A 26,650-nucleotide genomic window follows, 5' to 3' on the forward strand; every position below is an offset into this window, starting at 1 on the left:
TTATCCGAATATTACTTTGACAGGTAGAGTAATATAGATTATGATTACTCTATCAGATAGAATAGTCCAAACAAGGAAGTGACAACATGATTCGAAGCGATATCATTCGCGGACATTTGGATTCGATTATTTTGCGGCTGGTGGATGAACAGGACCGCTATGGGTACGAAATTTCAAAGGAAATCAGCATTCGTACAAATGATCGATTCCAAATTAAAGAAGCAACATTGTACGCCGTCTTTCAGCGGCTGGTAAAAAAAGACCTCATCGAATCGTACTACGGCGATTTTTCTCAAGGAGGCAAAAGAAAATATTACAGAATCACCTCTCTCGGACGTGCTTACTTGAAAGAACTGGTGTCAGAATGGAAAGAAACAAAAGAAATTGTCGACTTATTTATGGAGGGATAATCATGAAGCGATTAAATGATCATGTGGATGAATTATTTAAGGAAGTACCCGAAAGCGAACAAAAGGAAGCCATTAAAGAAGAAGTAATAGAAAATCTTGAGGAAAAAGTTCATGACTTAATGGCTCAAGGAAAAGAGGAAGAAGATGCGATTAATAAAGCCATTGTGGAATTTGGGGATATTAGCGATCTCCGTGCAGAGTTAGGCGTCAAACCTACTAATAAGAAGAAAAGTTTTAAGAAAGAAAATCTTTGGTATTCGGTCTGGGGTGCTGCCTTAATCATCGCGCTATTTCTATTTACTAATTTTTATTACAGCCCAGATACAATTTGGTTTGTCTACCCTACTTTTGCCATCCTATGGTGGCCGTTAACCATGTATTTCAGCTATGTCAGGTCAAAATAAGGGAGGGAAAACTATGAAAACACCGTCTATCAGTTTTGCTATGGCAGGCGCCACATTATCTATTGCCTTTTTTATCATTGTTAATTACTTAACGAGCCCGCAGCACCTTTGGTTCTACTATCCCTGCTTAGCCGTTCTGCTGTGGCCGATCACTGTATTTGGTATTAAAAAAGGAAGTCATCAGCAGCTCGCCTGCTTTTACAGCGCTGTTTTAATCGCCTTTCTCATCATCGAAAATTTTCTTGAAACACCTGAATACCCATGGTTCTTATATGGGGTCTTCCCTATCCTTTGGTGGCCCATTCTTGCTTCCCTTGGCGAAAAGTCCAAGTACCTCTTAACTGCTTTGATTGGAAGTTCCAGTATTATTCTTTATTACATCTTATTAAATGTTCTTCTTTCGCCTGGCTATCCTTGGTTTATATTTCCGGCATTTGCTGTACTTTGGTGGCCGCTTTCGATTTACCATGGGAAGCGAAAATCATTTACCGCCTTTTCTTTCCATGGCACGATCTTGTTTACTGCATTTTTCATTGCGGTGAATGCTGTATCTACTCCCCATGAAATATGGGCAGTGTATCCAATCTTTTGTGTCCTCTGGTGGCCGCTCAGCATGTATTTCTTTGCTCCTAAAAAGAGAATATAAACCAATGCAAAGTTGCTTAAGCTGAAGAAATCACTCCTGCAAAGGTTACGTATGAAAAAAAAGACAGCCCTCCATGTAAGGAAGCGCCTGTCTTTTTTGTTCGTTTCTCTTCATCTGCGTCTATTCTTCTCAAATTATGAATCAAGCTCCTGACTTAATTCGATCGTTCTTCTGCAACAGATCCAACGTTAAAAAATGATTTAATATAAATTGCCTGACTTCCCATTCCATAAGCTCATTCTCGCCATCCGTGAATTTTGATTGCTGATAAGAGTAGTTTCCAAATTGGGCTCGTGTTCCTGAAATCAGTTCTTCCATGACTTGGTTTGTTTTCTCCATATAAGTCATCATCTTCACCCTTTCTAGCAACAGTATTGCCAGATTCGCAACCTTCTATAATCAAAGTTTTCACAAAATAAATCCATAGTTCGGTGATCTTACTGGAATAACCTCGGCTGCCGTTGATAGGCTAGTTAAATCTTTTGGAGCAACCCATTATTTATACAAACCTCAAGTAGTAATTCTTTATATCCGGCTTTCTCAAATTCAATCCCCAGTTGGTCGCCGCCATATTCTTTAATGACTCCGTGTCCGAATTTCCGATGAACCAGCTCCCGGCCGATTTCAATCTCATCCAGCTGCAGCAGGTTTTCATCCGATAAATCTGTGGCTGGTTGGGGCTGCTTCTTCACTCCGGCTGGCTCGATGATCTTCTTCACATTCGAGACGAACATCGATTCCATGACGCGTTCATTTCCTTTGTAGTGGTAAGTGAGAAGTTCAAGTTTCGTTCGTGCTCGAGTCATTCCTACATAAAAGAGCCTTACTGATTCCTCCATAGGACCGTATTCTTTATTCCGGTATTGATCCAAATCCTCTTTGGAAGGAACGACACCATTAATCAAATCAATCATAAACACTTTGTCGTACTCCAGCCCCTTGGCACTATGAAAGGTCGTTAAGGTGAGCTTGCTTTTATTCTTATTGAATTTCGACGTTTGAATGAGATTTTCCAGTTCCTTTAAGCGATCAGCGAACTCTTTTAATGAGCCAAGTCCTTCGGCAATCTTCTCCAGGGTATCGAGTATGCTGAACAAATGCTCTTTGTTGAACCCGAATTTCTCGCACATTTTCGTGACGGCATGATCGTATCCAAGCTTCTCCCTGATCGTACGAATGGCTTTAATGGGCACCATGTCATTAATATCGCTGAACAGCTTTTTCGCTTTAGGAATGGCCTTCTGTTGATAAGGCTTGATCTCACTTTCCAGTAGAACGTCAAAAATCGATTGGTTCTTTTTATTATTTTTCAAGAAAACAATTTGCTGCTTCGAAATATAGGCATTGAACTTAGTATGAATTCTTTCCAATATATCCACCCGGCGGTCATTATAAGAAAAACGCAGGAAGTTCAGCATATCCTCAACGATCCAGTGCTTGAAGAACTTTGCATCAATATCTTTCATATAAAAGTCGACCCCAGCTTTGTCTAGGCTGTCCGCAAGCGGGACGGCCGAAGAATTGTTTCTGTAAAGGATAGCGGCTTCCGTCCCTGCTTCCATCTTTCTAATTTCGCTCGTCACATAATCGAGCTGCTCCTCATAGTTTCGCAAAGTTTTAATCTCAATGGGCGTGCCGACAGGGTTCTCTGTAAACATTTCCTTCGGGTAGCGGTTATCATTGCGCTTAATGAATTGGTTGGAAGCTTTCACAATATCCTGAGTCGAACGGTAATTCTGCGACATCGTCATTACCGTCCCTGCTGGGTAGACTTTCTCAAACTGCAGGAGCTTAGTAACGTCTGCTCCCCGCCACATAAAGATTGACTGATCGTCGTCTGCGACAATACACAAATTGTTTTGCGGCTGTGCTAACAGCTCGACAATTTCATGCTGTACGACAGAATTATCCTGACTCTCATCGGTCAATATGTACTCAAATTGCTGTTGATACGTTGATAATATGACAGGATCATCTATTAATATTTGGTGGCAGTACGTTAGCATATCATCAAAATCCAGCAGTAGTTTTTCTGCCCCTTGTTTCTTGAAACGCTCATAGGACTGATAGATTAATGCAGCGTTTTTCACACTGCACTGAACCTGATCCAAGCCTCCAGATTCGATCATTTTATTTTTTACAAAGCTAATATACGTCATGAGTTCGTCCATATCATCTTCCGTGATTTGGGCGCCGTTCTTATCTTCATAAAGTTTCTTCAAAATAAACTTCTTATGAAGAGGAACATTTGGACCATTCCAATCTTTTTTCAGCTCTTCGCTGCCGATGTTCCCTTCAATCAGCTGGAAATTCTGACCGTTTTCTTTCAAGCTTTCACGGACAACTTTGAATGCGAAGCTGTGAATCGTGGAAAAATGGATTTTTTTAGGCGTTAATCCGGAAAAGAAGCGATCGAATCGGTCTGACATGTCCGCTGCCGAGGCGTTACTAAATGTAATCGCCATGATTTTGTCTGGGTCCACCTTTTTCTCCAATAGCAGGTAGCCGATTTTCATATTCAGTGTTGTGGTCTTCCCTGATCCTGGAGAGGCAAGCAGAAGTAACGGACCGTCTGAGTGTAAAACGGCCTGTTTCTGTACATCATTTAAGCGGACCCCTGTTCTCTCTTCCATTAGATTAAAGAAATCCATCGTGGTGTCCCCCCTGTATAAAAATGAAAAATAGATTAGGTTGTGATAAAAGGAATTGCCCTCCTCTAAAGACGAACAATCAGGCAAGGGCAGTGGTTTACTCTGAAAGGCGCTCCGGAAATACATTCCGCTTTTCGCGGGCGGCTGGTTTGCCTCCTCGTGCTTTCGCACTCCGGGGTCATACCTATGCCTTCCTCCCGCAGAAGTCTACATGTATTTCCTACGCTGCTTCTTGTTCCTAGTTCATCCCAGCAGCCTGATTAAGAAAATGGGAAACGTAAAACATCAAGAAATCCATCATCATGCTGGGCAGAAAAACCCGAACCATGAAGACTTTTAAACTTCTTCATGGTTCGGGTTTGATAATAGATGACAGACTTCTATCCTAGCCTCATCTGTGTATTTCAATCAAACGTTCGGAACTACTTCAGTTCCATATCCTTTCCATATTATATCTCCTATGCCGGATGGAATCCACCTCATTTTTATCCTATCCTCTGCCTTCTCTGTGTGGTCCATCTCTGAATTCCATAAACCCTGTGATAAAATAGAAGAATCATAGAAGGAAGATCTAATTAGGAGTGAACTATAGATGAATAAAAAAGATATCGCCGGCATCCGCAGGCAGTTGAAGGTCGACAATGACTTATTAAAGATCAGGAATATTTTTAACGTCTATATTATGAAGGAAACGACGGAAATTTATCATCACCAGAGCCAGCCGTTCGAAATGCTCGATAAAGATCAACAGGAACTCTTTATGAATAATTTCAAGAAAGTCCTGACCGGCCAGCTGGATGAAAAATTATTTGAACTTAAATTTACACGTGAGGCAGACAATCATAGTCAGCTTATTCTACATAAAGGCTTATTGAGCAGTGGAGTAGAAGACTGGAAAGAACAGATGCTGCTGATGACGGAGAAAATGATTCACGAACATCCCTATGAAAAGGATGTGGTGATCACCTTTATTCGCGCCGAATATTTAAAATCGATGCGTGGAGGAAATGAAGAAGCGGAAGAAAGCTCTCGTGACGCGGTTTACTCCAATCCATTTATTCTTTGCAGCATTAACAAAACAGAAGAACCGAAAAAAGAAATCCAGTTCGACTATGTCGAGAAGGAATTCATTTACAAGCTGGAGGTCGATCCGGTCATTGATCTCAAAAATCCGATGTCAGGATTTCTTTTTCCAGGGATTACAGATGGGGCATCTGACGTCAATCACGTTCTTTATGCAGCCGGTAAAGCCAACGAACCGGATTACCGCTTCATTGAAGAAGTGTTAAACGGCGAAGAAATCATGACTGCAAAGGAAGACAAGGCCGTGTTTGAGGAAGTTATTAAAGATGTTGTCGGTGACCAGCTCAACCCATCCACGCTCGCCAACGTCTACGGAGAAATCAACCGCGTTGTCGAAGAGAATGAAGAGGAAGAAGCTCCGAAACTCGATTACAAAGACGTCGAGCGCGTGTTAAACCAGAGCGGGGAACAAGTAGATTCCGAGAAAATTAAAACCGCCTTTCACCGCATTACGGATAACGAAACTTACGAGCTGAAAGCAAGCAGTATCGTTCCAAAGTACAAGTCAAAATCAATTAAGATTAACACCAAAATCGCCAACATTGCTATTAGCCCGCAGGACCTGCAATTCGTAAGGCAGGTTAATTATAAAGGGAAACGCTGCATCATGATTGAAGTGGAAGAAGATGCAGAGATTGATGGGTTTAAAATGCTTCCGGAAGCTTTTGGCGAGTAAAAGAATACTATTATTAAGGAATACAGCCAGGGAAAAACCAAAAGTTTCTCCTTAGTCAAGACAAACATCCGTACAATGAGGAAGCTAACCCATTTCTTCATCGTACGGATTTAATAATGACTAAAAAATTATTGGCTAGTCCCCAAGTATGAACGATTGTTTTTTGACCTCACTCATATCCATGTGAAGGAATCCACCCTCCCTCCACTTTAAGCTCCCGTTCCATTTTTCAGTCCATATCAATCACTGATTTATCTCAAATTATATTAAACTTTCTGGTGATATTTTTTTGAAAATTAGCACATCTTCCTTTCAAATGAAGCGTTTTTTTATTATAATTATAATCTAAGAGAGATTATAAATTTTATTTCCATATACAGAAGGGAGAATAAAAGATGGACAAGAATGAAATACACGATAGTCAAGCGGGAAAATGCCCGGTGTCGCACGGTAAAACGGAGGAAGAAAGCGCTGTCACCACAGCGAAAGTGGGGACGACTAACAAAGATTGGTGGCCGAACCAGCTCAACCTTCATATTCTTCACCAGCATGATAAGAAAACCAACCCTATGGGGGAAGACTTTGATTATGCGGAAGCATTCAAACAACTTGATTACGACGCTCTTAAACAGGATCTTCACTCCCTTATGACGGACAGTCAGGACTGGTGGCCGGCCGATTACGGACATTATGGTCCACTCTTTATCCGTATGTCCTGGCACGCAGCGGGTACGTACCGGACAGGTGACGGACGCGGCGGCGGTGCAACAGGAAACCAGCGTTTTGCTCCTCTGAATAGCTGGCCGGATAATGCGAACCTGGACAAAGCGCGCCGTCTGCTTTGGCCGATTAAGCAAAAGTACGGAAATAAGATCTCCTGGGCTGACCTTCTCGTTTTAACAGGGAACGTAGCCCTTGAATCAATGGGTTTAAAAACCTTTGGATTTGGCGGAGGTCGTGAAGACGTATGGCATCCGGAAGAAGACGTGTATTGGGGAAATGAAAAAGAATGGCTGGGAGATAACCGGTACTCCGGTGATCGGGAACTTGAAAACCCGCTTGCGGCAGTCCAGATGGGGCTTATCTACGTAAACCCTGAGGGACCAAACGGGAACCCAGATCCGCTGGCAAGCGGGCGAGACATCCGTGAAACTTTTGCCCGCATGGGAATGAATGATGAAGAAACCGTCGCTCTTATCGCAGGCGGTCACACATTCGGGAAAGCTCACGGAGCCGGAGATCCTGAACTAGTCGGAGCAGCACCTGAAGCTGCTGATATCGAAGACCAAGGATTAGGTTGGAAGAGCAGTCACGGAAGCGGTAAAGGACGTGACACCATTACAAGTGGAGTAGATGGTGCATGGACAGCTAACCCTACTAAATGGGATAACGGTTACTATGACCTCTTATTCGGCTATGAATGGGAGCATACGAAGAGTGCTGCCGGGGCTAACCAATGGAAACCAGTCAATCCTAAAGATGAAGATTTAGCACCAGACGCAGAAGATGCATCCGTCCGTGTTCCTACGTTTATGACCACTGCGGATATGGCGTTACGCACGGACCCTGAATATGAAAAGATCTCACGACGCTTCCACAAGAACCCTGATGAGTTCGCAGATACATTCGCACGAGCGTGGTTTAAATTGCTCCATCGGGATATGGGACCTAAATCCAGATATCTCGGCCCTGAAGTTCCCGAAGAAGATCTTATCTGGCAGGACCCAATTCCTGAAGCTGAGTATGAGCTAACAGAGGCAGAAACTAAAGAGTTAAAGGCGACAATCCTTGATTCAGGACTAACCGTCAGTGAACTTGTAAAGACTGCCTGGGCTTCTGCAAGCACATTCCGCGGCTCTGACATGCGAGGCGGCGCGAATGGTGCCCGTATCCGCTTAGACCCTCAGAAGAACTGGGAAGTGAATGAACCAGAACAACTATCTAAAGTGCTTTCTGTCTATGAGGAAATTCAAAGTAAGCACGAGAAGAAAGTCAGTCTGGCCGACTTGATTGTTCTTGGAGGAACGGCTGCCGTAGAAAAAGCTGCTAAAGATGCAGGAGTGGAAATAACTCTTCCATTTGCGGCCGGCCGCGGCGATGCTTCACAGGAGCAGACAGATGAGGAGAGCTTCGAGGTACTAGAGCCAATGGCAGATGGATTCCGCAACTACGAAAAGAAATCCTACACCTTAAGCCCTGAGGAACTTTTGGTAGACAAGGCTCAGCTGTTAGGTCTTTCCGCACCAGAAATGACGGTATTGGTTGGGGGAATGCGCGTACTAGGTGCGAACTATCGCGACTCAAGTCACGGTGTATTCACCGATCGTGTCGGTGCCCTTACCAACGACTTCTTCGTGAACCTGCTCGATATGAACATTGAGTGGAAACCAGTAGAATTTAATCTATATGAAGGACACGATCGTAAAACTGGAGAAGTTGTACGGACAGCCACACGCGTTGATCTCGTTTTTGGTTCAAATTCCGTTCTGCGTGCTCTTGCAGAATTATATGCCCAAGAAGACAACAAAGAAAAATTCGTCCTTGCTTTCGCTGCTGCATGGGTGAAGGTCATGAACGCCGACCGTTTCGACCTTAAAGTAAACAAAGATTCAATGATTTATTCCTAATAGCAACAAAAAGCACCTTGCCCTGATGCGCAGAGCGATTCTTCCGCTCCCGTGCATCCGGCAAGGTGTTTTTTTTACCTTATAATAAAGCTATTCAACCTAATTTTCACCTGTTCTCCATCCACTTTTTCCTTTGATTCATCACCTTCTGTTCATTCCAGAAATTCAATCTGAGAAACTATTTTTTTCAATTTAGAGTTATATTTTGATAGAAACCTTCCCATACTAGTTTTAGAGCTAAAACTTATGGGGGTCGTTAACATGTCTATTGCAAACAAATGGGAGGAACGAAGAAAAAATAAACTTTCCGCAGTACTATCCATCCTGTTACTGTTTCTATCACTAAGCCTTGTTTTTTCTCAAACTCTGCAAATTGCCAATGCAAGCACCAATCAAAAAGCGGCTGCTTCCCGGGTTGTCGTCACAGCACCGGATCTCAATGTAAGAGAGAGCGGCGGCAATACAAGTAAAATTATCGATGTTGTTCATAAAGGAGAAACTTTCACAGTCATTCAAACCGTCAATCACTGGACGGAAGTTAAACTAGCCAACCAGCAAACCGGCTGGCTATATAGCGGCTATGTGAAGAAAATAGCTTCTAAAGTAGAAACAGAGGCAACCGTACATGCCCCTGCCTTAAATATTCGACAAGAACCAGATTTGTCTAGCGATGTAATCGGGCAATTACCATCTGGCGCGAAAATCCAGGTTCTAAAAGAGCAAGGCGGCTGGGCTAATATCGTCACCACCTCTAAAGTTAGCGGTTGGGTCGACAAATCTTATCTTACTCAGCAGCAAACGAGCAGCTCTCAAGAAGCAGATCATGAACATTCATCAACACAAACCAGATCAGGGCTCACAAAATCCAATGAGCAAGCTCAGCAAACAGAATCTAAGCACCCCAATCCTACCCCTCTAAAAGGGAAGGTCATTGTGCTAGATCCAGGACACGGTGGGAAAGACGCCGGGACAACCAGCCGCTTTACAGGCACGCATGAAAAAACTTTAAATCTTGCGACCGCTGCGACAGTAGAGCAAAGGCTCGAGGGAGCAGGCGCCCTGGTCATTATGACCCGGACGACTGATATTTTTATTCCATTAGAAGACCGTGCTGCCGTATCCAATGAAAACCATGCCGATGCTTTTATCAGCTTCCATTACAACTGGTCTAATGATCCATCTGCTAAGGGAATCAGCGATTTCTACTATCAAGCATCAAGAGATCATCTTTTAGCTGCGAATGTCATTAATGAGGTAGCCAAATCAACGGGCCTAGAAGACAATGGCTCCGGGTGGAACAATCTAAGCGTTTTACGCAATAACACTCAGCCCTCTATTCTTCTAGAGCTAGGGTTTCTTTCGAATCAAACGGATAATGCAACGGCTGAAAGTTCTGGTTTTCCAGACCAGGTGGCCCAGGGTGTTTATCAGGGGTTATTTAACTATTTTCAAACGATTGACTAATGAAATAGACCAAAGACAGGAGGAACTTTACTCTTGTCTTTGGTCCTAATTTAAGGTACACAGTCCTCTATTCTTTTTCAGATGATTGGCACAAGTCGTATTATTTACTATTTCTTTTCTATTGGAACGGTATTTAATGATCGTAGTAACTTAAATTTGCATTTCAGCCTCTACTCAAGTTGAATTGGCGAAAATACTGTCTAAACGTGGTTATCTCCAACTACATCATCCACTGTGTCGAACATCCTTAATAGAGAAGTAAGGAAAGTGGAGAGCGGTAAAATTGGCCACTACTATGACTGACAAGAAATAGAAAAGAAAAAGAATATCAAACTTAGAAAAACCGATTCGGTAGAAGTAGGTTCTCTGTCCTTGATTGGAGAAACGTTTGGCTTCCATAGCCACAGCAATTCGATAAGCCCTCCGTATACTCTGCGATAAAAGAGGAATGGCATACGATTTAAGTTTTTCATAAAATCCTCTAAAGCCTTGTTTATACTGAATCCCCCGCACTCTTAAGGCATATTTCAAGGTCTGCATTTCCTCCACCATCACAGGGAGCAGCCTAAAAGCAGCTAAAAAACTATAGGCATACTTTGGCTTCAATTTGAATTGCTGCATGAAAGAATAAAAAAGATACACAGGTCTAGTTGTCAATGCAAAGGTCACTCCTAATAAGCCAAAACAAATTCCTCGAAGCCCTAATTGTAAACCTCTGAAAAAGCTCTCTTCCGTGATATTTATTAACCCCCAGTTTAACCAATTCGTTTCACCTTTCCCAAAGAAAATCATCGTGGTAGACGATGTAACAAATATAAAGATAAAAGGAATTGAAATGACTAATAGCCGTTTCCATGGATGACCAGTAAAGAATATATAAAGGAAAAGCATTCCTATCGAATAGTTGATAAGAAAATTAGGGTTATGATTGATTAACAAGTAAATAAATAATAGTAAAATAGCAGTTAGTTTTAAACTAGGATTAATTTTATGGAGCCAAGTCTCCTTATAAGAAAAATCAGTAAGCATATCTTCTCTCTCCTAAGAAATTACCTCTTCTATACTCTTAATTGAAATTGATTCCTTCACTAGCTCTCCATTAACAAGAGACCAGACTTTGGTGCTAAAGTGTTTCACTATATTCAAATCATGTGTAACCATAATGATGGTCATTCCTTGAGCTCTTAATTGTTCAAGCTGCTCAAGAATTGCAAATGTGTTTTTGGCATCTTGACCAAAAGTGGGTTCGTCCAAAAGTAAAATTGGCTGTTGTCTACCAATGGAAGCAGCAATACTCAATCTTCTTTTCTGTCCCGTGGATAACTGATAAGGATGCTTATCTTGATGATCGGCTAACTGAAAGATATTCAAAAGTTCGTTTACTCGTCGGGATATTTTCTTTTCTCCCCATTCTTCTAACTGAAGTGAGAAGGCTGCTTCCTCATATACTGAATTGGTGACGAACTGAAACTCAGGATTTTGAAAGACTAAGGTCATATATTCAGCAGTATTTTTCAGTGAGTTGTGATCTTGTTCGAAAATTTGGCAGGTCCCTGTGTTTTTAATTAAGTTCATCAGGGCAAGCAGCAGTGTGCTTTTTCCCGCACCATTCGCGCCTGTCACGGTGACCCAATCTCCTGGATGAGCATGTATTTGTTTTACGTGAAATTTTTCAATTTTTCCTCTGAATGCTGAGAAATCTGCCAAATAAATAGACCTTTTTTCCTGATCCCTTTTTACTTCCCTGTGATTTAAGTTTGTTGTTTTTATATACTCCTCCCAGGCATGAGGATACCAAATTCCCTGTTCAAGCAAGGTCTCTTTGTTTTGATTAATTACTTCTTGTTTCGTTCCGTCAGCCATGATGTTTCCATTCTCACCGAGCAGAATGACACGATCAACAAAGTCTACAATTTGGTCGATTTTGTGCTCAACGATAACTAGGGTTTTATCTTCTCCCACGTTCTTAATCGTTTCCCAAACCCTCTTTGTTCCTTCTGGATCCAGCATAGCGGTAGGCTCGTCTAAGAATAGCACCTCTGGCTCTAGTGCAAGGACCGAGGCAATCGCTAACCTCTGCTTCATTCCTCCTGACAGCGTTTGAATATTCGTGTGGATATCATCAAATTTCAACCCCACTTGTTGTAAATAATACTCAATGTAACTTTTCATTTTATTACGCGGTACCTGAAGGTTTTCAAGTACAAACGCGATTTCCTCATCTACATAAGGCATACAAAATTGCGAATCCGGATCTTGAAACAGCATCCCCCATGAATCAGGAATGGTAAGCTCATCTGCTTTCATGGGTACTTCTACAGCATTAGGAATGAGGCCCGTTAAAGCTTGTAAGAGTGTCGACTTCCCAGAGCCGGATGGACCCAGAATCAATACCTTTTCTCCCTTATTCAAGGAAAGCGAGAAATCCTTAAACAACAATGACTCAGCTCCTGGAAACTTCAGCCTCATATTTGTCATACCAGCGATCCTTTTCATACCACCACTCCCTATAAACCCAATGCCTGATAATCTTCTTTAGATGCCGGACGCACAAGATTTGTGACCCCGGTTCTTTCTAATGCTTGAACAATGAGATGGGCAAACACACCTGAAATAAGGATAGCTCCAATTATTCTAGCTCCAACAAGGATAAGGAAATTCCAAAGAGCTAAGTCCCCGATATAACTGTAATAGTAGTCAATTCCAATAGAAGTAATCGCAGCGGCTGTTCCTGCTAAACATGCGACAAGCTTATCACTTCGTTGATAACGGAATGCTGCGAAAATCAGTTCAGCAGCAAGTCCTTGTCCTAACCCGAATATAAGAGTTGCTACTCCCCATTCCCCTCCAAAAATCAATTCACCATGAGCAGCCGCAACCTCCGCTAATAAAGCCACACCAGGTTTTCGTATGATTAAATAAGTGATAACTGCTGCAATAAACCACATGCCATAAATCAGTTCCTCCAAATGAAGGCCAAAGGTGGAAACAAATCCATACAAAGGTCCCCAGAGTTTATAAACCACACCAAACATTAACGCGATGATGATCGTTACTAAAATATCGGTCAGCTTCAGTCCTTTTCCCACCATTATCCCCCTCTTTCTCATTTAAAGTTCCTCCTGCTATTCAAACGTACTTCATACGCAACCAAGATCATTACGGGGACTTTACTCTGCGCTTTTTAAATTAGGCTCCAATATAACGTTGATACATTTTCTTGGCTTCTTTACTATCATTGATTCCGTGAATCAGCGTTCTGCCGTCCTTAAAGACCACAAATCTTATAAGGTCGATTTGGAACATTAGCAGTTCATCATTTTCTCTTATTTTCTGAACCACCCCTTTTAATTTTTGAGCCAATTCTGCCAGAGTTAAAGGAGATGGTTCCTCAGGTCTTACCTGGACTGTATCTCTCCCACATAGAACGGTGGTTCGAATTCCTCTTTCCTTTCTTAAAAATGGATAAGTAGCCTGTGTTGAGCAGGTAGAACATCGTGGATTAAACTGCTTGGTTACATTAATGACAGAATATTGATGGTCCCACAGGTCAAAGTAAACCATTTCGGAAGACATCTGATGACCCGTAAGGAATTTCAGGCATTCAGCAGTTTGCCGGGCTGCGGTCATTTGAACAGCAGGTCCAATAACCCCTGCAGTATCACAGGTTTCGCCCTCTTGAGGTATCACATCAACGAGGCATTGCAGACAAGGAGTAACTCCTGGTGTGATTGCCAGCGAAACACCGACACTTTTCACACAGCCCCCGTAAATCCATGGAATGTTTTGTTTGACCGTCACGTCATTGATTAGAAATCGAGTATCAAAATTATCCGTTCCATCAATGAGAATATCTACGTTTTCTAGAAGCTGCTCTGCATTTTCCGGAGCGAACTCTCCCGTAATGCCGGTTATTTCGATGGTTGAATTTAAGGCATGCAGTCTGCGTTCTGCTGCTTTTGCCTTCGAACTACATTCTCGTGCATCATCTTCCGTATAGAGCTGCTGCCGGCCAAGGTTACTCCATTCCACATAATCACGATCAATAATTGAAATCCGTCCCACTCCAGCTCTTGTGAGCATTTCTGCATTCGCACTTCCTAATGCTCCTGCACCAACAATAAACACATGCTTTTCAGCTAATGTAGCTTGCCCTACTGGACCAATAGGCTGAAATCGTTCCTGACGGGAATATCTCTCAGACATTAGGTGAACATCCCATTTACCGGACTGCTTTTTTCGGCATAATGTTTTCTTGAGATTCTCCCTGCTTCATAACCTAATCTGCCAGATTGAATGGCTAGCTTCATTGCCTCTGCCATTTTTACAGGATCTTGAGCCCCTGCTACAGCTGTATTTAATAAAATACCGTCCGCTCCAAGCTCCATCGCAAAAGCGGCATCCTTCGGCGACCCTATTCCTGCATCAACAATGACTGGAATGCCCGATTGTTCAATAATGAATTGCAGGTTCATCGGATTTACAAGTCCCTGACCGGATCCAATGGGAGAGGCACCGGGCATGATGGCATGAACACCTTCTTCTTCTAATCGCTTTGCAAGGACGACATCATCTGAAGTGTAAGTAAGGACAGTGAACCCTTCATTCAATAGCTGAACAGACGCCTTCATCGTTTCAAAAGGATCCGGCAGCAGTGTCTTGTCACACCCAATCACCTCTACTTTAATCATGTCGCATAACCCTGACGCCTTTGCAAGACGAGCAATTCTTACAGCTTCCTCAGCGTTCTTAGCCCCTGCAGTATTAGGAAGCAAAGAATAGTTCTGCAACTCTAATTCTTCAAGTAAATTGGGCTCTTTCGCGTCAAAAATGTTCATTCTTCTCACTGCAAAGGTTAAGATTTCAGCTTCTGATACCTTCACCGCCTCTTTTTGCACCTCATAACTAGGGTACTTTCCTGTTCCTAACATCAAACGAGAACTAAATGATTGATCATTAATAGTCAGCATCTGTTATCCTCCTCCAACGAAATGTACGATTTCCAAAGAATCGCCGCTCTCCAGATTCGTATGTGCATAATCCTTTTTGCTTACAATTTCTTTATTGTGCTCCACTATAGAAATTCGTTCTTGAATGTTATAAATCTCAAGTAATTCAGCAACAGTCATCCTTGGTTGTTGTAAATCAACACGTCTGCCATTCACTTGAATATTCATATTTACTCCCTCCCGAAGTTTGGATGCGAATCGGTGATAGCAGGTCTTGAATAGATGAATCCACAGTTTGATTCACTATTAAATCTTTAACTAATTGTCCAGTCACCGGTGCTAATAAAATACCATTCCGATAATGTCCCGTTGCAAATAAGAATCCAGAAAGGTTCGGGTGCTCCCCTATAATCGGCCTTCCATCCAAGCTTCCTGGTCTAACTCCTGACCAGAAGTCTAGAAATGGCTCGTTTTTTAGATCAGGCACGATCGAAAATACTTGATTCATTAGCCCTGATAAGCCGCCTGCAGTCGTGGTTGTACACTGATCATAAGGTTTCGAAGTCGCTCCAATGATACATCTTCCGTCAGGTTTTGGAACAAGGTAAAAGTTATTGAAAAAAAGTGACTCTTTAAAATATGTGGTTGTGGGCTGAATCGAAAAACACTCCCCTTTTGTAGGGACGATCGGATTCTGAAGTCCAGTAAATTCAAACCACTTTCCACTCTCCGCTCCTGTAGCAGCCACAACTTTATCAGCAGTTAGGATCACATCTTCTAGTTGGACTTGATACCCCCCAGCCGACTGCTTTATTTTTCTAACCGTATTGTTTTCTATTAATTCACCGCCATATAATAACGCCCCACGTTTAAACGCCTCACAAACGTTCTTCGGCTCAACATGTCCATCTTCACCCATATATAGAGCTCCACACGCTTCTTTTGATAATGACGGAATTCTCTCCCTCAGCTGTGGTCCATTCAGCCACTTCAGATTCTGAAACGTTTTGTTCTTCTGAAGCAGTTCATGTTTCTCCTCTTGATTCGCAGCTATTTCCAACATTCCAAATGAAGTTAAGCCTATATCGATTCCGGTTAATTCTCGGAGTTCTTTACTTAAACCCGAATATAAATTTCTGCTTCTCCTGCAAAATTGATAAAATGTGTCATCTTCTCGATTCTCCGTATGCACACCCAGCATCCCTGCAGCTGCTCTGGTTGCTTGTTGACCGCTCTTATTCTTGTCGATCACCCCAGCCTTCACTCCAGCTTTGTTTAAGTGATAAGAAATTGATTGCCCGATGATTCCCCCTCCCATGATTAAAACATCATAATGGCTGTCCATAGAGCAGTTCCTCCTTTCTGTAAATGTGAAAGGCTTTGAACGGGTCATCTTCATTGAAGATCCCTGACATGACGGCAGCCCCACTCGCTCCTTTTTCATATAAACGACTGACTCTTTCGGGGGTTATCCCTCCTATAGCTAGGACGGGAATATGCAGCCGGCCAGTGATTTTCTCTAACTCTTCTAAGCCTCTTGGCGCTATCCCCTCTTTACTAGCCGTCTGATAGATGTGACCGAACATAGCATAATCAGCTCCTTGTTCTTCTGCCTGTCTTGCTGCTTCCTCTGAATGAACAGATACTCCGATCTTTAAGAAAGGAAACGAAGCTTTCACATCTCTTACTGGTAACCCTTTTTCCGGCAGATGAACTTTATTTATGCCTGACAGACAAGCAATGTCCACACGGTTGTGGATGCAAAGTTTCTGTTTATGTACTCCACTCTCAAGCAAGTTCTTCACAAAGGATAAATACGCTTGAGGAGTTTTTTGATTTTCTCTTAAAATAATCCAATCAACGAACGGAGCAATTTCTTTAATCACTACTGCTAACCGATCTTCCTCTAATTTACCGTTTGTAACAGCGACAAGAACCATAGCCCCCACACGCACTCCTTTCTTTTACAAAACAAAAAATGCCACCTTCCGGGTAAGGAAAGTGGCATATCCATTCAACATAAATAGAAATTTCACATCAAAAAATAAATGCAAAAAGCTCCGTCACTTTCCTCCGCTGGTTTTAAAGCCAGTTCAGGTTCAAAGAGTCTCAAAGTTATACTTTGATCTCAGCCCTTAAGTAAAGGCACCCCTAGTGAAATGATTATTAAATTTGTATTTACTTTACAATATATTATCTTATCCGTCCACCGCGTTCACAGAACATTTTTGTTTTCAGTACAAATGTATCATTTTTGAAAAATGGTATAAAAACCCATAAAATATCGATTGCAGCCCTGAAATTGTGATTAAAGTCCCCTACTCGAAACGGACTAAATTTATCACGATATCTTCTCACTTTTCATTAGGAAAATGAGGCGAAAAGATTTATTTATGGTCTGTATTTGTTCTAATGAGTTGAGTTACACACTCCACATGTCCGGAGTGTATGTGGCAATACACGAGATGCTGGTGAGTTTACCTGTTATCAAACATATGAACGTTCTCCATTAAAGCGCCAGTTTGAGGCATAGACAAAATCTATCTGAAAATACTTTTTCTTTTTGAGATCCAATCTCCTAAGGGGTAATAATTATTCAAAATCAAATAATACTATATCATTATAAATATCTTTATCTGGGTAATTCTCATGGTACAAATTCTCTGCAACGGCACATATATTTTTGCAAAAATCCACTACACTAATTCTGATATAAATGTCCGGATCCTTGCTTTTGTCTCCGTCACTCCATGCCTTACTATAACTAGTTATGCTATTTGATAATACAAAATTAAGACTTTGAGAATTTTTTACACCTAGTTCTTTTCGTACATCCTCTGTCGCATCAAGGGATCCCTCATGAAGTAATAAATTACGTAATGCATATACTATTTCTCCATTAATAGTTAGAGATTCTAAATCATCCAGTCCAGCTTTAGGCTTGTCATATTTATAAATATGTTCATCATACCAACGTTTATATCTTTTGCCAGACCCATTCAAATTAGGATATGAAATTTTCGCACATATATCTGGTAATGTTAGCGTTAAAGCTAAAGCTGATAAATAATTTTTGTTTTCTAAATTACTTTTAATTTCATTTATAAGGTGTTTCAGGATCAATCCCTCCTTGCATAGCTGTTCGAAAAAAAAGATGTTTTCCTTTATTTACCTACCTCCTTTCAATAGAAGATAACACCTCAGTATGAGATGCCTATCAACTTTATTTTGCTATTCTTCATCATCTTAAACAGCTACTCTTTATAAGTTGGGCTATGTTAAAAGTGTTGATATTAGGTAAATGAATAGAACTTCCAAATTTATGGAAGTTCTATTTCGTATTATTGATTTATTAAACTAACGCCCCCTTTTGTGGAATAATTCATTCACAATTTTAGATAAAAGTTTACTCCAGTTGACTTACTCATTTCCACTCGAAAAGCCGCGTAATTCTTCTTCTGTTTCAGATTTTAGTTCCTTCAGCTTTAATAGCATGAATTGTTCTTGGTTGGATAGAGAAGAATTAGAATTGATTTTACTAAACAATTCATCAATTTTTTTTGTTATTACTCCAACACAAATATTAGCAGCTTCATTGTAACCATCATTAAATGCCTCATTCAATTGACTATTTAATGCATCACCTACAGTATCTTTTATAAACTTTTTCATTATCATTCTCCAATCTATATTTTAATAAAAAATCATAAATGGTAATTAATCCTAATCTTTATCAATTTAATTAAACCAAATTCTTTAGATTAAGTACATCCATACTCAAAGTCACCTAATGTAAAATTATTTACTGCACAACAGTATCAATCAAATGTAATCAATCGTTTTTCTATTTAACTTACCTTATTCTTTAGCAAAATAGGAGTTGCCAGTCTCAGTGAAAAGAGCCTGCCCCCCGCTGTAGAAATAACGCAGAATATTAATATTTAGAGTGATATTGATGGAATAGTTCTTTGTTCACTGTAGGGTCTATTTTAGCAACTTCATTATGAAATTCTCTTTGTTTAGAAATAATGGTATTAAGGGGTGTACCATTATCACTCATTTTTTTTATCGAATTTTTAAACTCTATAACATAAGATTCCTCTAGATTTGGTGAGTTCATTACTAACGGATAACCACTGAAATGAGCAATATTTTGATGCATTTTGTACTCTCCAGCAAAATGTGTATAGATTGTATAAGAAAATCGTTTTTCTGAGTTTGTACCAAGAACAATATTATATTCTTTATTAAACTCTTTATATAAATCATCCAAAAGATTTTTCACTTCACTAGATGAGAAGCTTTTTTTTTCTATTTCATTAAATAAGACTTCTGCTACAATTTGTGATATTGTAATTGCGAGAAAAAAATCTTGTTTTATAATAAATTTTTTAAAACCATCACCATGAAAACTTCCGTCTTCATTGGTCATTAAGCCGTCAGACATTAGAGAAACCTTATCTTTGAAATCTATACATGTTACAAGACTCATTTTTGCTCTCCTTTTCTTGATTCGTAAACTAAATGTTAGCTTTATTTTTTAACATTCGAGAAATTAACCGTTTTAATTCCCTACTATTGGCTTTATACTTTTTTCCTATTGTATCTTCTACTTCAAGTTTAAAAGTACTTAGTAATTTGTTATAGGGTATCGTTATACGAGTATACTCCCCTATATTTTTTATAGTCTTTTTACCTTGAGGAATATCATAAAAAGTAAGTTTTAAGGAAAATCCACTATGATTTTAAAACCATATAAGCTACTTATGTAAGCCCTTTCCCTTAAATTCCTTCCAGATCTTCTCTATAAAATGCATCGGACTTATGTACCCTGCATAACTTAAAAACTCCTTAGCTTCAGGACGATTTTCTAAAAATTTCTTTGTAAACTCTCTTCTAAAATCAAGGTTTGTTGCAGTTTTAAAATCAGGATCTGAAAAAATAACATCTTTTAATTCTTGTTCTTTTTTGTTCTTATCATCTTGAGCTTTTTCTTTGATTTTTTTCACCTTTTCTTCTGAAAGTTGGTCAACTAGTTCTTCGACTATTAAACTAGCTTTATCGTCATTTACAGGCAAGTCGGCGATTTCTTTTCTATCACTATAATTAAAAAACAAAAATCCGTCCTGAATATAATACATAAATAGAGAAGCAGGCTTATTAAAGTCAATATTCATGACTGATTGATTATAATTCTTAAATTCTTCAAGAAGTTCTTTTTGTATTGCTTCATTGTACTTTTCGTGATAATTATTGGAGATTAAGTATGCTTCCTGATCCACATAAATGTAAAAATAAAATAGAATTTTAGTTTTAAGGTGCTGATAAAAATTCATGAATTCTGTTTGGTTAGGTATCTCTATTTGGTTACTTGTTTCTGAGTTGATATCGATTTCTCCATTAATTAGAAATAATCCCTTAGCTTTCGCAACACTTTCTAACTCATCTTTTAAAAGTAGTCTTGGTTCCATAAACACTCTCCTATTGATTAAATATGTTTAGGGTGTCTTATACATATTATACCAAAAAGTAACCTTATTCCTTTCTAAAAGTTAATTTAAAAAGGAATAAGGTTACTTTTTCGTAGCTTTCTACTAGAATGCCGCCACTCTTTATGTCAGGAGTGTATGTGGAAAAGTTGGTCATTCCATAATTATTTTAGCTCACAGAAATAACATTTGAATTGTGAGGTATTTTATGACTAGGATTTACATCAATTTTTACATTTCTTTTTATCTTTACTTACATGCTGCATCTCCACCTATCAGTAGTGCGTACCTTATTAAGAAATAAATTTTATTATTCTATTAGCAAAACAACCTTTTTAATGCCAACTAACAAATGGGAATTTTTTGCTACACTGTTGTGACTAAGGTAATATAGAGGTGGAATTTAATGCGTAAAGGAGTGTCTCTATTGGAAAAGATGTTTATAATTTCACCTCCAGTGTACAGATTCATGAGAGATTTCAATATTAGAGATTTCCTAGCAATGCAAGGGTTTGAATTGAACGAAGAACTTGCTAACTATGAAATTAGCGAAGATGAGGAACATAGATACGGAAAACTTATGAATGAATTAGTAAAAAATGGTGAACTTACAAAAGATATTGTTTTACCGTTTCTTGTAGATCAATCTAGATATAGCGTATTAAGAAATATTTTCTTGCATTTTATTAGTTATGAGGATGAAATATTAGACCCAAACAATATTTTGAAAAATTTGAAAAAATTATCTCATATCGATGAAGCTTTTGGTGATTTGGTAAATTGTAAGTATTTAGGACCTATTAACACCAATAGTTATGAAAAAGAATTAATTTATTTAAATACAGAAGAAACAGGAGGGGTAATTGAAAAGTTACATATCGTACTCAGAAAACCTCTTAAATTGTATGATGGGACTGAGACCGTAGATAACTATGCATTCGAGGTTGATTTTAGAAAGGGTATGTTAATAGCAAAGGTTAAAAATTGGGAACAAGAATCCCAGCAAAACCTAACTAAAAACATTGAGTATTTTACAGAAGAAATCAAAAAATCCTTAAATTTGAGGATAATAAACACGGACCATGATATTCAAAAGGTATTAAAGAGCATGCTTAATGATTTAACTTCAAAAGTACTAAATAAGGTTTTCATGGAAGTTAATGAAAAGTTGGATGGTTTAGTTGAAAAGGAAGTTGATAAATGGTCTAAAAAGTTATTAGGAGAGCCTCTCCCATTACCTGCTAAAGAACTAATTGATATAAAAAATAACATTCTCAATAACTTTTATAAGTTATATAGACTTTCAATTGAGGATGGACAAGCAATTGAAGATCTACATGAGAAATATGGAGTAGAAGCTTATCCACGGATAGTCAGATTTATGGACGAGACCATAGGTGAAGGAAAAGCTAGTTCGTCTGACCCGACAGAATCATTATTAGATACAAGTTTATATTATGATATTAGAACAAGATTAGAATCTTCTAAAAGTCTAAGACATGTCACGGTATATTGGTTAACATGTCATCAAAAAAGTCATTTTGGAACCACTTTACATAATGACCGAAGAAATGAATTTAAAATTAATATTAAACCCCATACTTATACTAAGGAGATGTTAGAATATGTATTGCGAAAAATTGAAAGATATATTGAATAATGACGCTAAAAATGAACTTAATGAAACAATTGTTCGAAAATTAGATCATCATCTCAAAGACTCTACTACATTATTAGAAAGAAAGAAGCTCAATCCCGTTTCTTTCTCAATTCACGAAAATGTAAACCCAAGAAAAGCCTATAGATTATTCTTGATAGGGTCAAAAGTTGGTTTATTTATACCCCATGCATTATATCGATGTGAATGTGGGGATCAATTTAAAGTTAACAAAGGTTACAAAACTAAATACTATTGTGAGTGTAGTGAGAAAGCTATCGTACCAGCCCAAGACCATTACAGAATTTTCTTGTATTTCGAACTGGTATGTTCTATTGAAGAATGTTTTAATTTTGACCCTACAGACGTAGTAAGTGAAAAAGAGATGGAAGAAATATTAGGAATTGAAACATCGGGAAAAGACCCGTGGTCCTTAGGAGAAATTAATGATGAACTTGGGGATGAAGATGCGACTGACTTGTTAAATCAGCGAGTGCAGAAGAAACTAAATTATATAGATAAATATAGTTGAGGAGAATATTAAAAATGTTTAATAAGTTAATTATCTCCTTTATAGCTGCTATCATCACATCTTCCTCAATAATTACTATTTCTTACTTATCGTTAAAGGTTCTTGGGGACAGTGAAACGCTAATATCTGGTATCCTTTCTGCTATTGGTGGTGTTAGCGGAGGCGCTATTGGGGGAATTGTCGCTTTTTACGCTGCAAAGTCGCAAATTGATGACCTTCGAAACGCTCGAAATGAGGAAAGAAATAACAAATACATAAACATCCTTAACGCACTTATATCTGAAAACAACCATAACCTCAATATACTTCAACTTATTAGTAATGGAGAAGACGAATCATCTCACTTAAACTTATTAGAATCTGATATATGGTTATCAATAAGGTTCGATGCAAACAATCTTTTGCCTGAAGACACATTCGAAACATTAAGTGAGCAACATAGGGAATTTAAAGACTTAAAAGAAAAAAAGGTGGAGGTTTATAACAAAGAAGAATTTAATTACCTTATAACTATCCAAACTATTCAAACTATTAATAAGAACCTTAATGGATTAAAAGACGATCTAAAAGCTTGATATCATTCTTCCTTAAGATGCAACTCAAGTGGAACTTAGATTACAAAGAAGTGATACATTAATTATTAAAGGTTGTTAGTCTTAGAGAAGTGGGAACGGCTTCTTGCAGTAACGGTTTGGTGGAGTTTCGATTGGTCACGGCCAATGGTGCTTGTCACGATGTATGCGGGCGAAACTGCATACGCGGTAATTTATCAAAAGACAAGTTGAAGATATTCAGGTATTAAACAGAAGCATCATCCGGGTTCCCATATTGTACTAAAGTATTGTATCCAATCATGCCACTTCCTCTGTCCTAAAAGTCTTTTAATTCTAGAGACAGGGGGGATTATCATAGTCAGTAACCCGATTATCTAAAAGTGTGTATCTATAAATCTTCCCCTTCTTAACAAGTCACCTCTTAATAATGCACCATGATAACCTTGAAGTTTCACCAACAGTGAATTATTCAACCAATCACCTTCTATATCCATGCCTGAAATTATTAATATATGCCATGGGGCTCAAAGTTATCATAATTATAACCTCGAACAAAATACACTTTAGCATCCCAGGATAATGAAAGACCGTACCTTCTTCTAGAGCAATCATATCAGGTAATGATTCATCTCTAAAGGTGCTCTTGATCTATTCCTTTAAATCTGACAGTTCAAATGATTAGCAAGGGCATCTTTATTATCAGCCAAAAAATCAACGAATGCTGAGTAATTCGTATATTTATCATCATAATAAATTGTCTTTAATTATAAATATATTCCATCGATCCTAAAATCTAATTTATTATAGACACCTTTCATATGTTTATAAATCTTACTTATATATATGTCCCTGTTACTAAGCTATGGAACGCTAGACGAAATAATTTATTATAGTAAAAAAGTAACCCTTTTATAGGGTTACTTTACCATAAAAATCCGTTGCTCTTGATGATAATAAGCTAGCCAATTATCACCCCAAATTTTCAATATAACTTTAAATAAATGGTTTTTTATTGGGTGCGTGGAATGATTGCGTCATCGAATATCCAGGATTTTATCTTTTTAGTGATTGAAAACTCCTCATAGGCTTCTATACGAGTGGAAAGTCGTAAAGCTTCTTCAATTTCTAAATCACTTTTATAACGGTGGGTGTTACTTTCATTAACAATACAGGCTAGTAAAGAAACTAAATCATGTCCATTGGTTACAGTAATATAGGAATTAGTTTCTTTTCTTTCATACTCACTAAAAAATTCTCCCCAATCTACCCTATCACACTTCTCGCTTTGTACTAAAAAGGAATGGAGGCTCTCTTCAGTAATCATCCAATTTTCATCTAAAAATTTTTTAAATAACTTATGTCGATTCCCTCTTATTGCACTAGGTGATTTAGGTAAAATTTTGTTAAAAGGGATCCTAAATTTATTGTTCATAATACGAGCTTGACTTAAAGGGATTAATGATTCTACTAAGTAATCTCTAAATCTATCTAATTCTCCAGAAGGGAAAAAACCTAATTTTCTCCTTAATGAAAGATTATCTAGTAATTCAACTGCAAAATGAAAAAAGCTAGAAAAATGTATTAGATAGCAATCTAAGTCATTATATTCTGTTTCCAAGAGGTTATGGAAATTAGTTTCTAAAGGCTCGTCTAAATCTTTATCTACAAGTCCTAAAACTAACTCATTATTTTGTATATCTTCAGTCGTATTAAACAAGGTAATGATATCGCCCTTACAATTTCTACTACCTAAACTTCCCATACTAAACACTTTCACATTCTTTTTACCTAAAAGTTTGGCCTCGTTAATCAGTAACTTTAAGAGCAGCCTATCCGTAGAACCTTCAAGAATTAGCACTTTTATCTTCCTTGGCAATAGCATTTCTAATTCTGCTCTATGATCATCAATATCAAATTGGTCAGTTCTTTTGATCTTACTCACTCTTCATCTCCCTCCCCTTCATAACCAACAGGAATTGATAGTTCTTTATGGTTTCTTAGAATAGAAGGGGAATGGGTAGCAAGTAGAAATTGATTCTTATTCATTTCAACAATTTTCAGTAAGTTATCAACCAAATCAAGTTGCCAAGATATATGCAGAGAAATCTCAGGCTCATCGATAAGAATAATTTGGTTTTCTTCAGTTTTAAAGATGAGTTCGAAAAATAAAACTAAGAAATGTTGTTCGCCTGATGATAGTTTTTCTAGAGGGATATCCTCATTTCGAACGTCATTTTCCCATTTTATGCTATAACCCTCATTTCTATTAATTTCAATTTTTTTATGTTCAAGAAAATTTGTCACCATTTCTTCGAAGGTTTTTATTTTTAGTATCAGATTATCAAATACTTCCATTTTTTTCTCGTTATGGTCAATATGAACAGACAATATTTGTTTTAGGACAAGGTTATCATAGAATTCAGAACTTTGTATTTTTTCCTCAAGCAATATATCTGTTGAAGCCTGTTCAGATAAAATTCCCCTTTTAGTCAGTTCAGCTCTTTTACTAATCAAGTTGTTTAGTTTTTCTAATATTTTTTCAGGATCTATGTGTGTATTCTTATCTTTACTTTGTTCAATAATTCTTTGAGGAAATACTCCGTCTAAGTCTTTAGAACGGAAAGCATATTTTGTCTCAGCTTTTTTTATAATATTCTTCAAAATATTAGTATTTTCAACCACACGTCTATTTTCACCTTCTGTCAATCGTTCAGAACCAATATATTTAACTGATAAATTATCAAGGATGTCGTTTATGAAATCTGGTATGGAATCTTTGTCAATACTATCTTCAATTAACATTTCGCATAGCTCATTATAGTGATACCGTTTTCCTTCAAATTCATATCTTCTTGGTCCCAGTCTGATTGCGCCCACTTCGTGCAAATACCTGTTTCCTTCATCAAAATCTTCTTTCCAGTTAATCCCTATATCAAAGTATTCGAACTCAGCTTCCTCCTGGGTAAGACAATTGATTAAGACTATTTCCTCACTTGAAATTTGTTTTATTTTTAGGCTAAATTTATTTCCCTCTACGTAAAACTCTTTAAAAGGAGTGTTAAAAAAAATGTTCAATTCCTTTTTACTTAGTGCTTCTAACATTTTGAACACCGTTGTCTTCCCCGTACCATTCGGTCCATGTATGATAGTTAAGTTTTCTATTAAATTACTTAAATCAAACGAATATGTATTATAACCAAAAAGTTCTTTTACAGCTACATAACTTATCATGATATTCCCCCATTTTTATAAAATAACAGTTAAATTATACCATATTACTTAAAGTAAATGATTAATATATTTCCCCTTGACTTTTTTCTCGTAATGGTTATGTTTCTTTTGCCGGTGGATGAACTACCGAACAAATCATACTTGGAGGAAACAAACATAATGAGTAATTCTTTATCTCAATTTACGCAACAACTGCAAAAACCTATACAGAAAGGGACACTGTCTCAATTTTTATTTACTAGTTTTATAGAATACCAAGCACAAAGGAAGAGCCAAC

General features: G+C 38.3%; 25 protein-coding genes and 1 riboswitch. Of the genes, 9 read left to right on the forward strand and 16 right to left on the reverse strand.

Annotation, left to right across the window (positions count from 1 at the left end):
- Nucleotides 1-86 precede the first annotated feature (86 nt).
- Genes Q7A53_RS08975 through Q7A53_RS08985 form a run of 3 tightly spaced genes read left to right on the forward strand, consistent with a single transcriptional unit; the run spans nucleotide 87 to nucleotide 1,460 of the window.
- The gene (locus Q7A53_RS08975) at nucleotides 87-410 is read left to right on the forward strand and encodes a PadR family transcriptional regulator (RefSeq protein WP_411788808.1); all 324 of its coding nucleotides are present in this window, start codon (nucleotides 87-89) and stop codon (nucleotides 408-410) included.
- Between the two features lie 2 nt (nucleotides 411-412).
- A complete protein-coding gene (locus tag Q7A53_RS08980) occupies nucleotides 413-814 on the forward strand; it encodes a permease prefix domain 1-containing protein (protein ID WP_411788809.1) in 402 nt (133 codons plus the stop codon).
- A gap of 13 nt (nucleotides 815-827) precedes the next feature.
- Nucleotides 828-1,460 (forward strand): hypothetical protein, encoded by a 633-nt coding sequence (locus Q7A53_RS08985; protein WP_411788810.1) that lies wholly within the window; start codon nucleotides 828-830, stop codon nucleotides 1,458-1,460.
- Nucleotides 1,461-1,601: 141 nt separating this feature from the next.
- Here the strand turns inward: Q7A53_RS08985 and Q7A53_RS08990 are convergent, their stop codons facing one another.
- A complete protein-coding gene (locus Q7A53_RS08990) occupies nucleotides 1,602-1,811 on the reverse strand; it encodes a hypothetical protein (RefSeq protein WP_411788811.1) in 210 nt (69 codons plus the stop codon).
- 122 nt (nucleotides 1,812-1,933) lie between these two features.
- Nucleotides 1,934-4,111, reverse strand: a complete 2,178-nt coding sequence (locus tag Q7A53_RS08995; RefSeq protein WP_411788812.1) for an ATP-dependent helicase — start codon at nucleotides 4,109-4,111, stop codon at nucleotides 1,934-1,936.
- A gap of 592 nt (nucleotides 4,112-4,703) precedes the next feature.
- Here Q7A53_RS08995 and Q7A53_RS09000 point away from each other — a divergent pair.
- From Q7A53_RS09000 to Q7A53_RS09010, 3 genes are all read left to right on the forward strand, one after another.
- On the forward strand, nucleotides 4,704-5,870 hold the full coding sequence (locus tag Q7A53_RS09000) for a DUF4317 domain-containing protein (RefSeq protein WP_411788813.1): 1,167 nt from the start codon (nucleotides 4,704-4,706) through the stop codon (nucleotides 5,868-5,870).
- A 395-nt stretch (nucleotides 5,871-6,265) separates the two neighbouring features.
- Nucleotides 6,266-8,497, forward strand: a complete 2,232-nt coding sequence (gene katG, locus Q7A53_RS09005; RefSeq protein WP_411788814.1) for a catalase/peroxidase HPI — start codon at nucleotides 6,266-6,268, stop codon at nucleotides 8,495-8,497.
- A gap of 261 nt (nucleotides 8,498-8,758) precedes the next feature.
- Nucleotides 8,759-9,961, forward strand: a complete 1,203-nt coding sequence (locus tag Q7A53_RS09010) for an N-acetylmuramoyl-L-alanine amidase (protein WP_411788815.1) — start codon at nucleotides 8,759-8,761, stop codon at nucleotides 9,959-9,961.
- A gap of 225 nt (nucleotides 9,962-10,186) precedes the next feature.
- On the opposite strand, the gene Q7A53_RS09015 is transcribed toward Q7A53_RS09010, so the two are convergent.
- The 12 genes from Q7A53_RS09015 to Q7A53_RS09070 all read right to left on the reverse strand — a co-directional run bounded on the left by Q7A53_RS09015 (nucleotide 10,187) and on the right by Q7A53_RS09070 (nucleotide 20,381).
- Nucleotides 10,187-10,990, reverse strand: coding sequence for an energy-coupling factor transporter transmembrane component T family protein (locus Q7A53_RS09015; protein ID WP_411788816.1), 804 nt, complete (start codon nucleotides 10,988-10,990; stop codon nucleotides 10,187-10,189).
- A 12-nt stretch (nucleotides 10,991-11,002) separates the two neighbouring features.
- On the reverse strand, nucleotides 11,003-12,457 hold the full coding sequence (locus Q7A53_RS09020; protein ID WP_411788817.1) for an ABC transporter ATP-binding protein: 1,455 nt from the start codon (nucleotides 12,455-12,457) through the stop codon (nucleotides 11,003-11,005).
- A gap of 11 nt (nucleotides 12,458-12,468) precedes the next feature.
- Nucleotides 12,469-13,071: an ECF transporter S component gene (locus tag Q7A53_RS09025; protein ID WP_411788818.1), complete on the reverse strand. Its 603-nt coding sequence runs from the start codon at nucleotides 13,069-13,071 to the stop codon at nucleotides 12,469-12,471.
- Between the two features lie 79 nt (nucleotides 13,072-13,150).
- Nucleotides 13,151-14,167: a ThiF family adenylyltransferase gene (locus Q7A53_RS09030; RefSeq protein ID WP_411788819.1), complete on the reverse strand. Its 1,017-nt coding sequence runs from the start codon at nucleotides 14,165-14,167 to the stop codon at nucleotides 13,151-13,153.
- Nucleotides 14,167-14,931: a thiazole synthase gene (locus tag Q7A53_RS09035; RefSeq protein WP_411788820.1), complete on the reverse strand. Its 765-nt coding sequence runs from the start codon at nucleotides 14,929-14,931 to the stop codon at nucleotides 14,167-14,169. Before Q7A53_RS09035 ends, Q7A53_RS09030 begins: the two co-directional genes overlap by 1 nt.
- A 3-nt stretch (nucleotides 14,932-14,934) precedes the next feature.
- Entirely contained in the window at nucleotides 14,935-15,138 is a 204-nt protein-coding gene (gene thiS / locus Q7A53_RS09040; protein ID WP_411788821.1) for a sulfur carrier protein ThiS, read from the reverse strand.
- Nucleotides 15,107-16,255, reverse strand: a complete 1,149-nt coding sequence (gene thiO / locus Q7A53_RS09045) for a glycine oxidase ThiO (RefSeq protein ID WP_411788822.1) — start codon at nucleotides 16,253-16,255, stop codon at nucleotides 15,107-15,109. The genes thiS and thiO overlap by 32 nt, the downstream gene beginning before the upstream one ends.
- A complete protein-coding gene (locus Q7A53_RS09050) occupies nucleotides 16,239-16,850 on the reverse strand; it encodes a thiamine phosphate synthase (protein ID WP_411788950.1) in 612 nt (203 codons plus the stop codon). Before Q7A53_RS09050 ends, thiO begins: the two co-directional genes overlap by 17 nt.
- A gap of 111 nt (nucleotides 16,851-16,961) precedes the next feature.
- Nucleotides 16,962-17,073, reverse strand: a riboswitch (TPP riboswitch).
- Between the two features lie 429 nt (nucleotides 17,074-17,502).
- The gene (locus Q7A53_RS09055) at nucleotides 17,503-18,033 is read right to left on the reverse strand and encodes a hypothetical protein (protein WP_411788823.1); all 531 of its coding nucleotides are present in this window, start codon (nucleotides 18,031-18,033) and stop codon (nucleotides 17,503-17,505) included.
- 297 nt (nucleotides 18,034-18,330) lie between these two features.
- The gene (locus Q7A53_RS09060) at nucleotides 18,331-18,582 is read right to left on the reverse strand and encodes a hypothetical protein (RefSeq protein WP_411788824.1); all 252 of its coding nucleotides are present in this window, start codon (nucleotides 18,580-18,582) and stop codon (nucleotides 18,331-18,333) included.
- 262 nt (nucleotides 18,583-18,844) lie between these two features.
- Nucleotides 18,845-19,402 (reverse strand): hypothetical protein, encoded by a 558-nt coding sequence (locus Q7A53_RS09065; protein ID WP_411788825.1) that lies wholly within the window; start codon nucleotides 19,400-19,402, stop codon nucleotides 18,845-18,847.
- A 268-nt stretch (nucleotides 19,403-19,670) separates the two neighbouring features.
- Nucleotides 19,671-20,381, reverse strand: a complete 711-nt coding sequence (locus Q7A53_RS09070) for a hypothetical protein (RefSeq protein WP_411788826.1) — start codon at nucleotides 20,379-20,381, stop codon at nucleotides 19,671-19,673.
- A gap of 424 nt (nucleotides 20,382-20,805) precedes the next feature.
- Between Q7A53_RS09070 and Q7A53_RS09075 the strand changes: the two genes are divergently transcribed.
- From Q7A53_RS09075 to Q7A53_RS09085, 3 genes are read left to right on the forward strand one after another with little or no spacing between them, the layout of a single operon-like run.
- Nucleotides 20,806-22,059 (forward strand): hypothetical protein, encoded by a 1,254-nt coding sequence (locus tag Q7A53_RS09075; protein ID WP_411788827.1) that lies wholly within the window; start codon nucleotides 20,806-20,808, stop codon nucleotides 22,057-22,059.
- Entirely contained in the window at nucleotides 22,025-22,588 is a 564-nt protein-coding gene (locus Q7A53_RS09080) for a hypothetical protein (RefSeq protein WP_411788828.1), read from the forward strand. Before Q7A53_RS09075 ends, Q7A53_RS09080 begins: the two co-directional genes overlap by 35 nt.
- A gap of 14 nt (nucleotides 22,589-22,602) precedes the next feature.
- Entirely contained in the window at nucleotides 22,603-23,163 is a 561-nt protein-coding gene (locus Q7A53_RS09085) for a hypothetical protein (RefSeq protein ID WP_411788829.1), read from the forward strand.
- 988 nt (nucleotides 23,164-24,151) lie between these two features.
- On the opposite strand, the gene Q7A53_RS09090 is transcribed toward Q7A53_RS09085, so the two are convergent.
- Both Q7A53_RS09090 and Q7A53_RS09095 read right to left on the reverse strand, forming a co-directional pair.
- A complete protein-coding gene (locus Q7A53_RS09090; protein WP_411788830.1) occupies nucleotides 24,152-25,084 on the reverse strand; it encodes a hypothetical protein in 933 nt (310 codons plus the stop codon).
- Complete coding sequence (locus Q7A53_RS09095; protein ID WP_411788831.1) at nucleotides 25,081-26,373, reverse strand: AAA family ATPase; 1,293 nt, start codon at nucleotides 26,371-26,373, stop codon at nucleotides 25,081-25,083. Before Q7A53_RS09095 ends, Q7A53_RS09090 begins: the two co-directional genes overlap by 4 nt.
- Between the last annotated feature and the right edge of the window lie 277 nt (nucleotides 26,374-26,650).

The sequence above is a fragment of the Halobacillus rhizosphaerae genome (assembly GCF_046719735.1).
Lineage (GTDB): Bacteria > Bacillota > Bacilli > Bacillales > Halobacillaceae > Halobacillus_B > Halobacillus_B rhizosphaerae.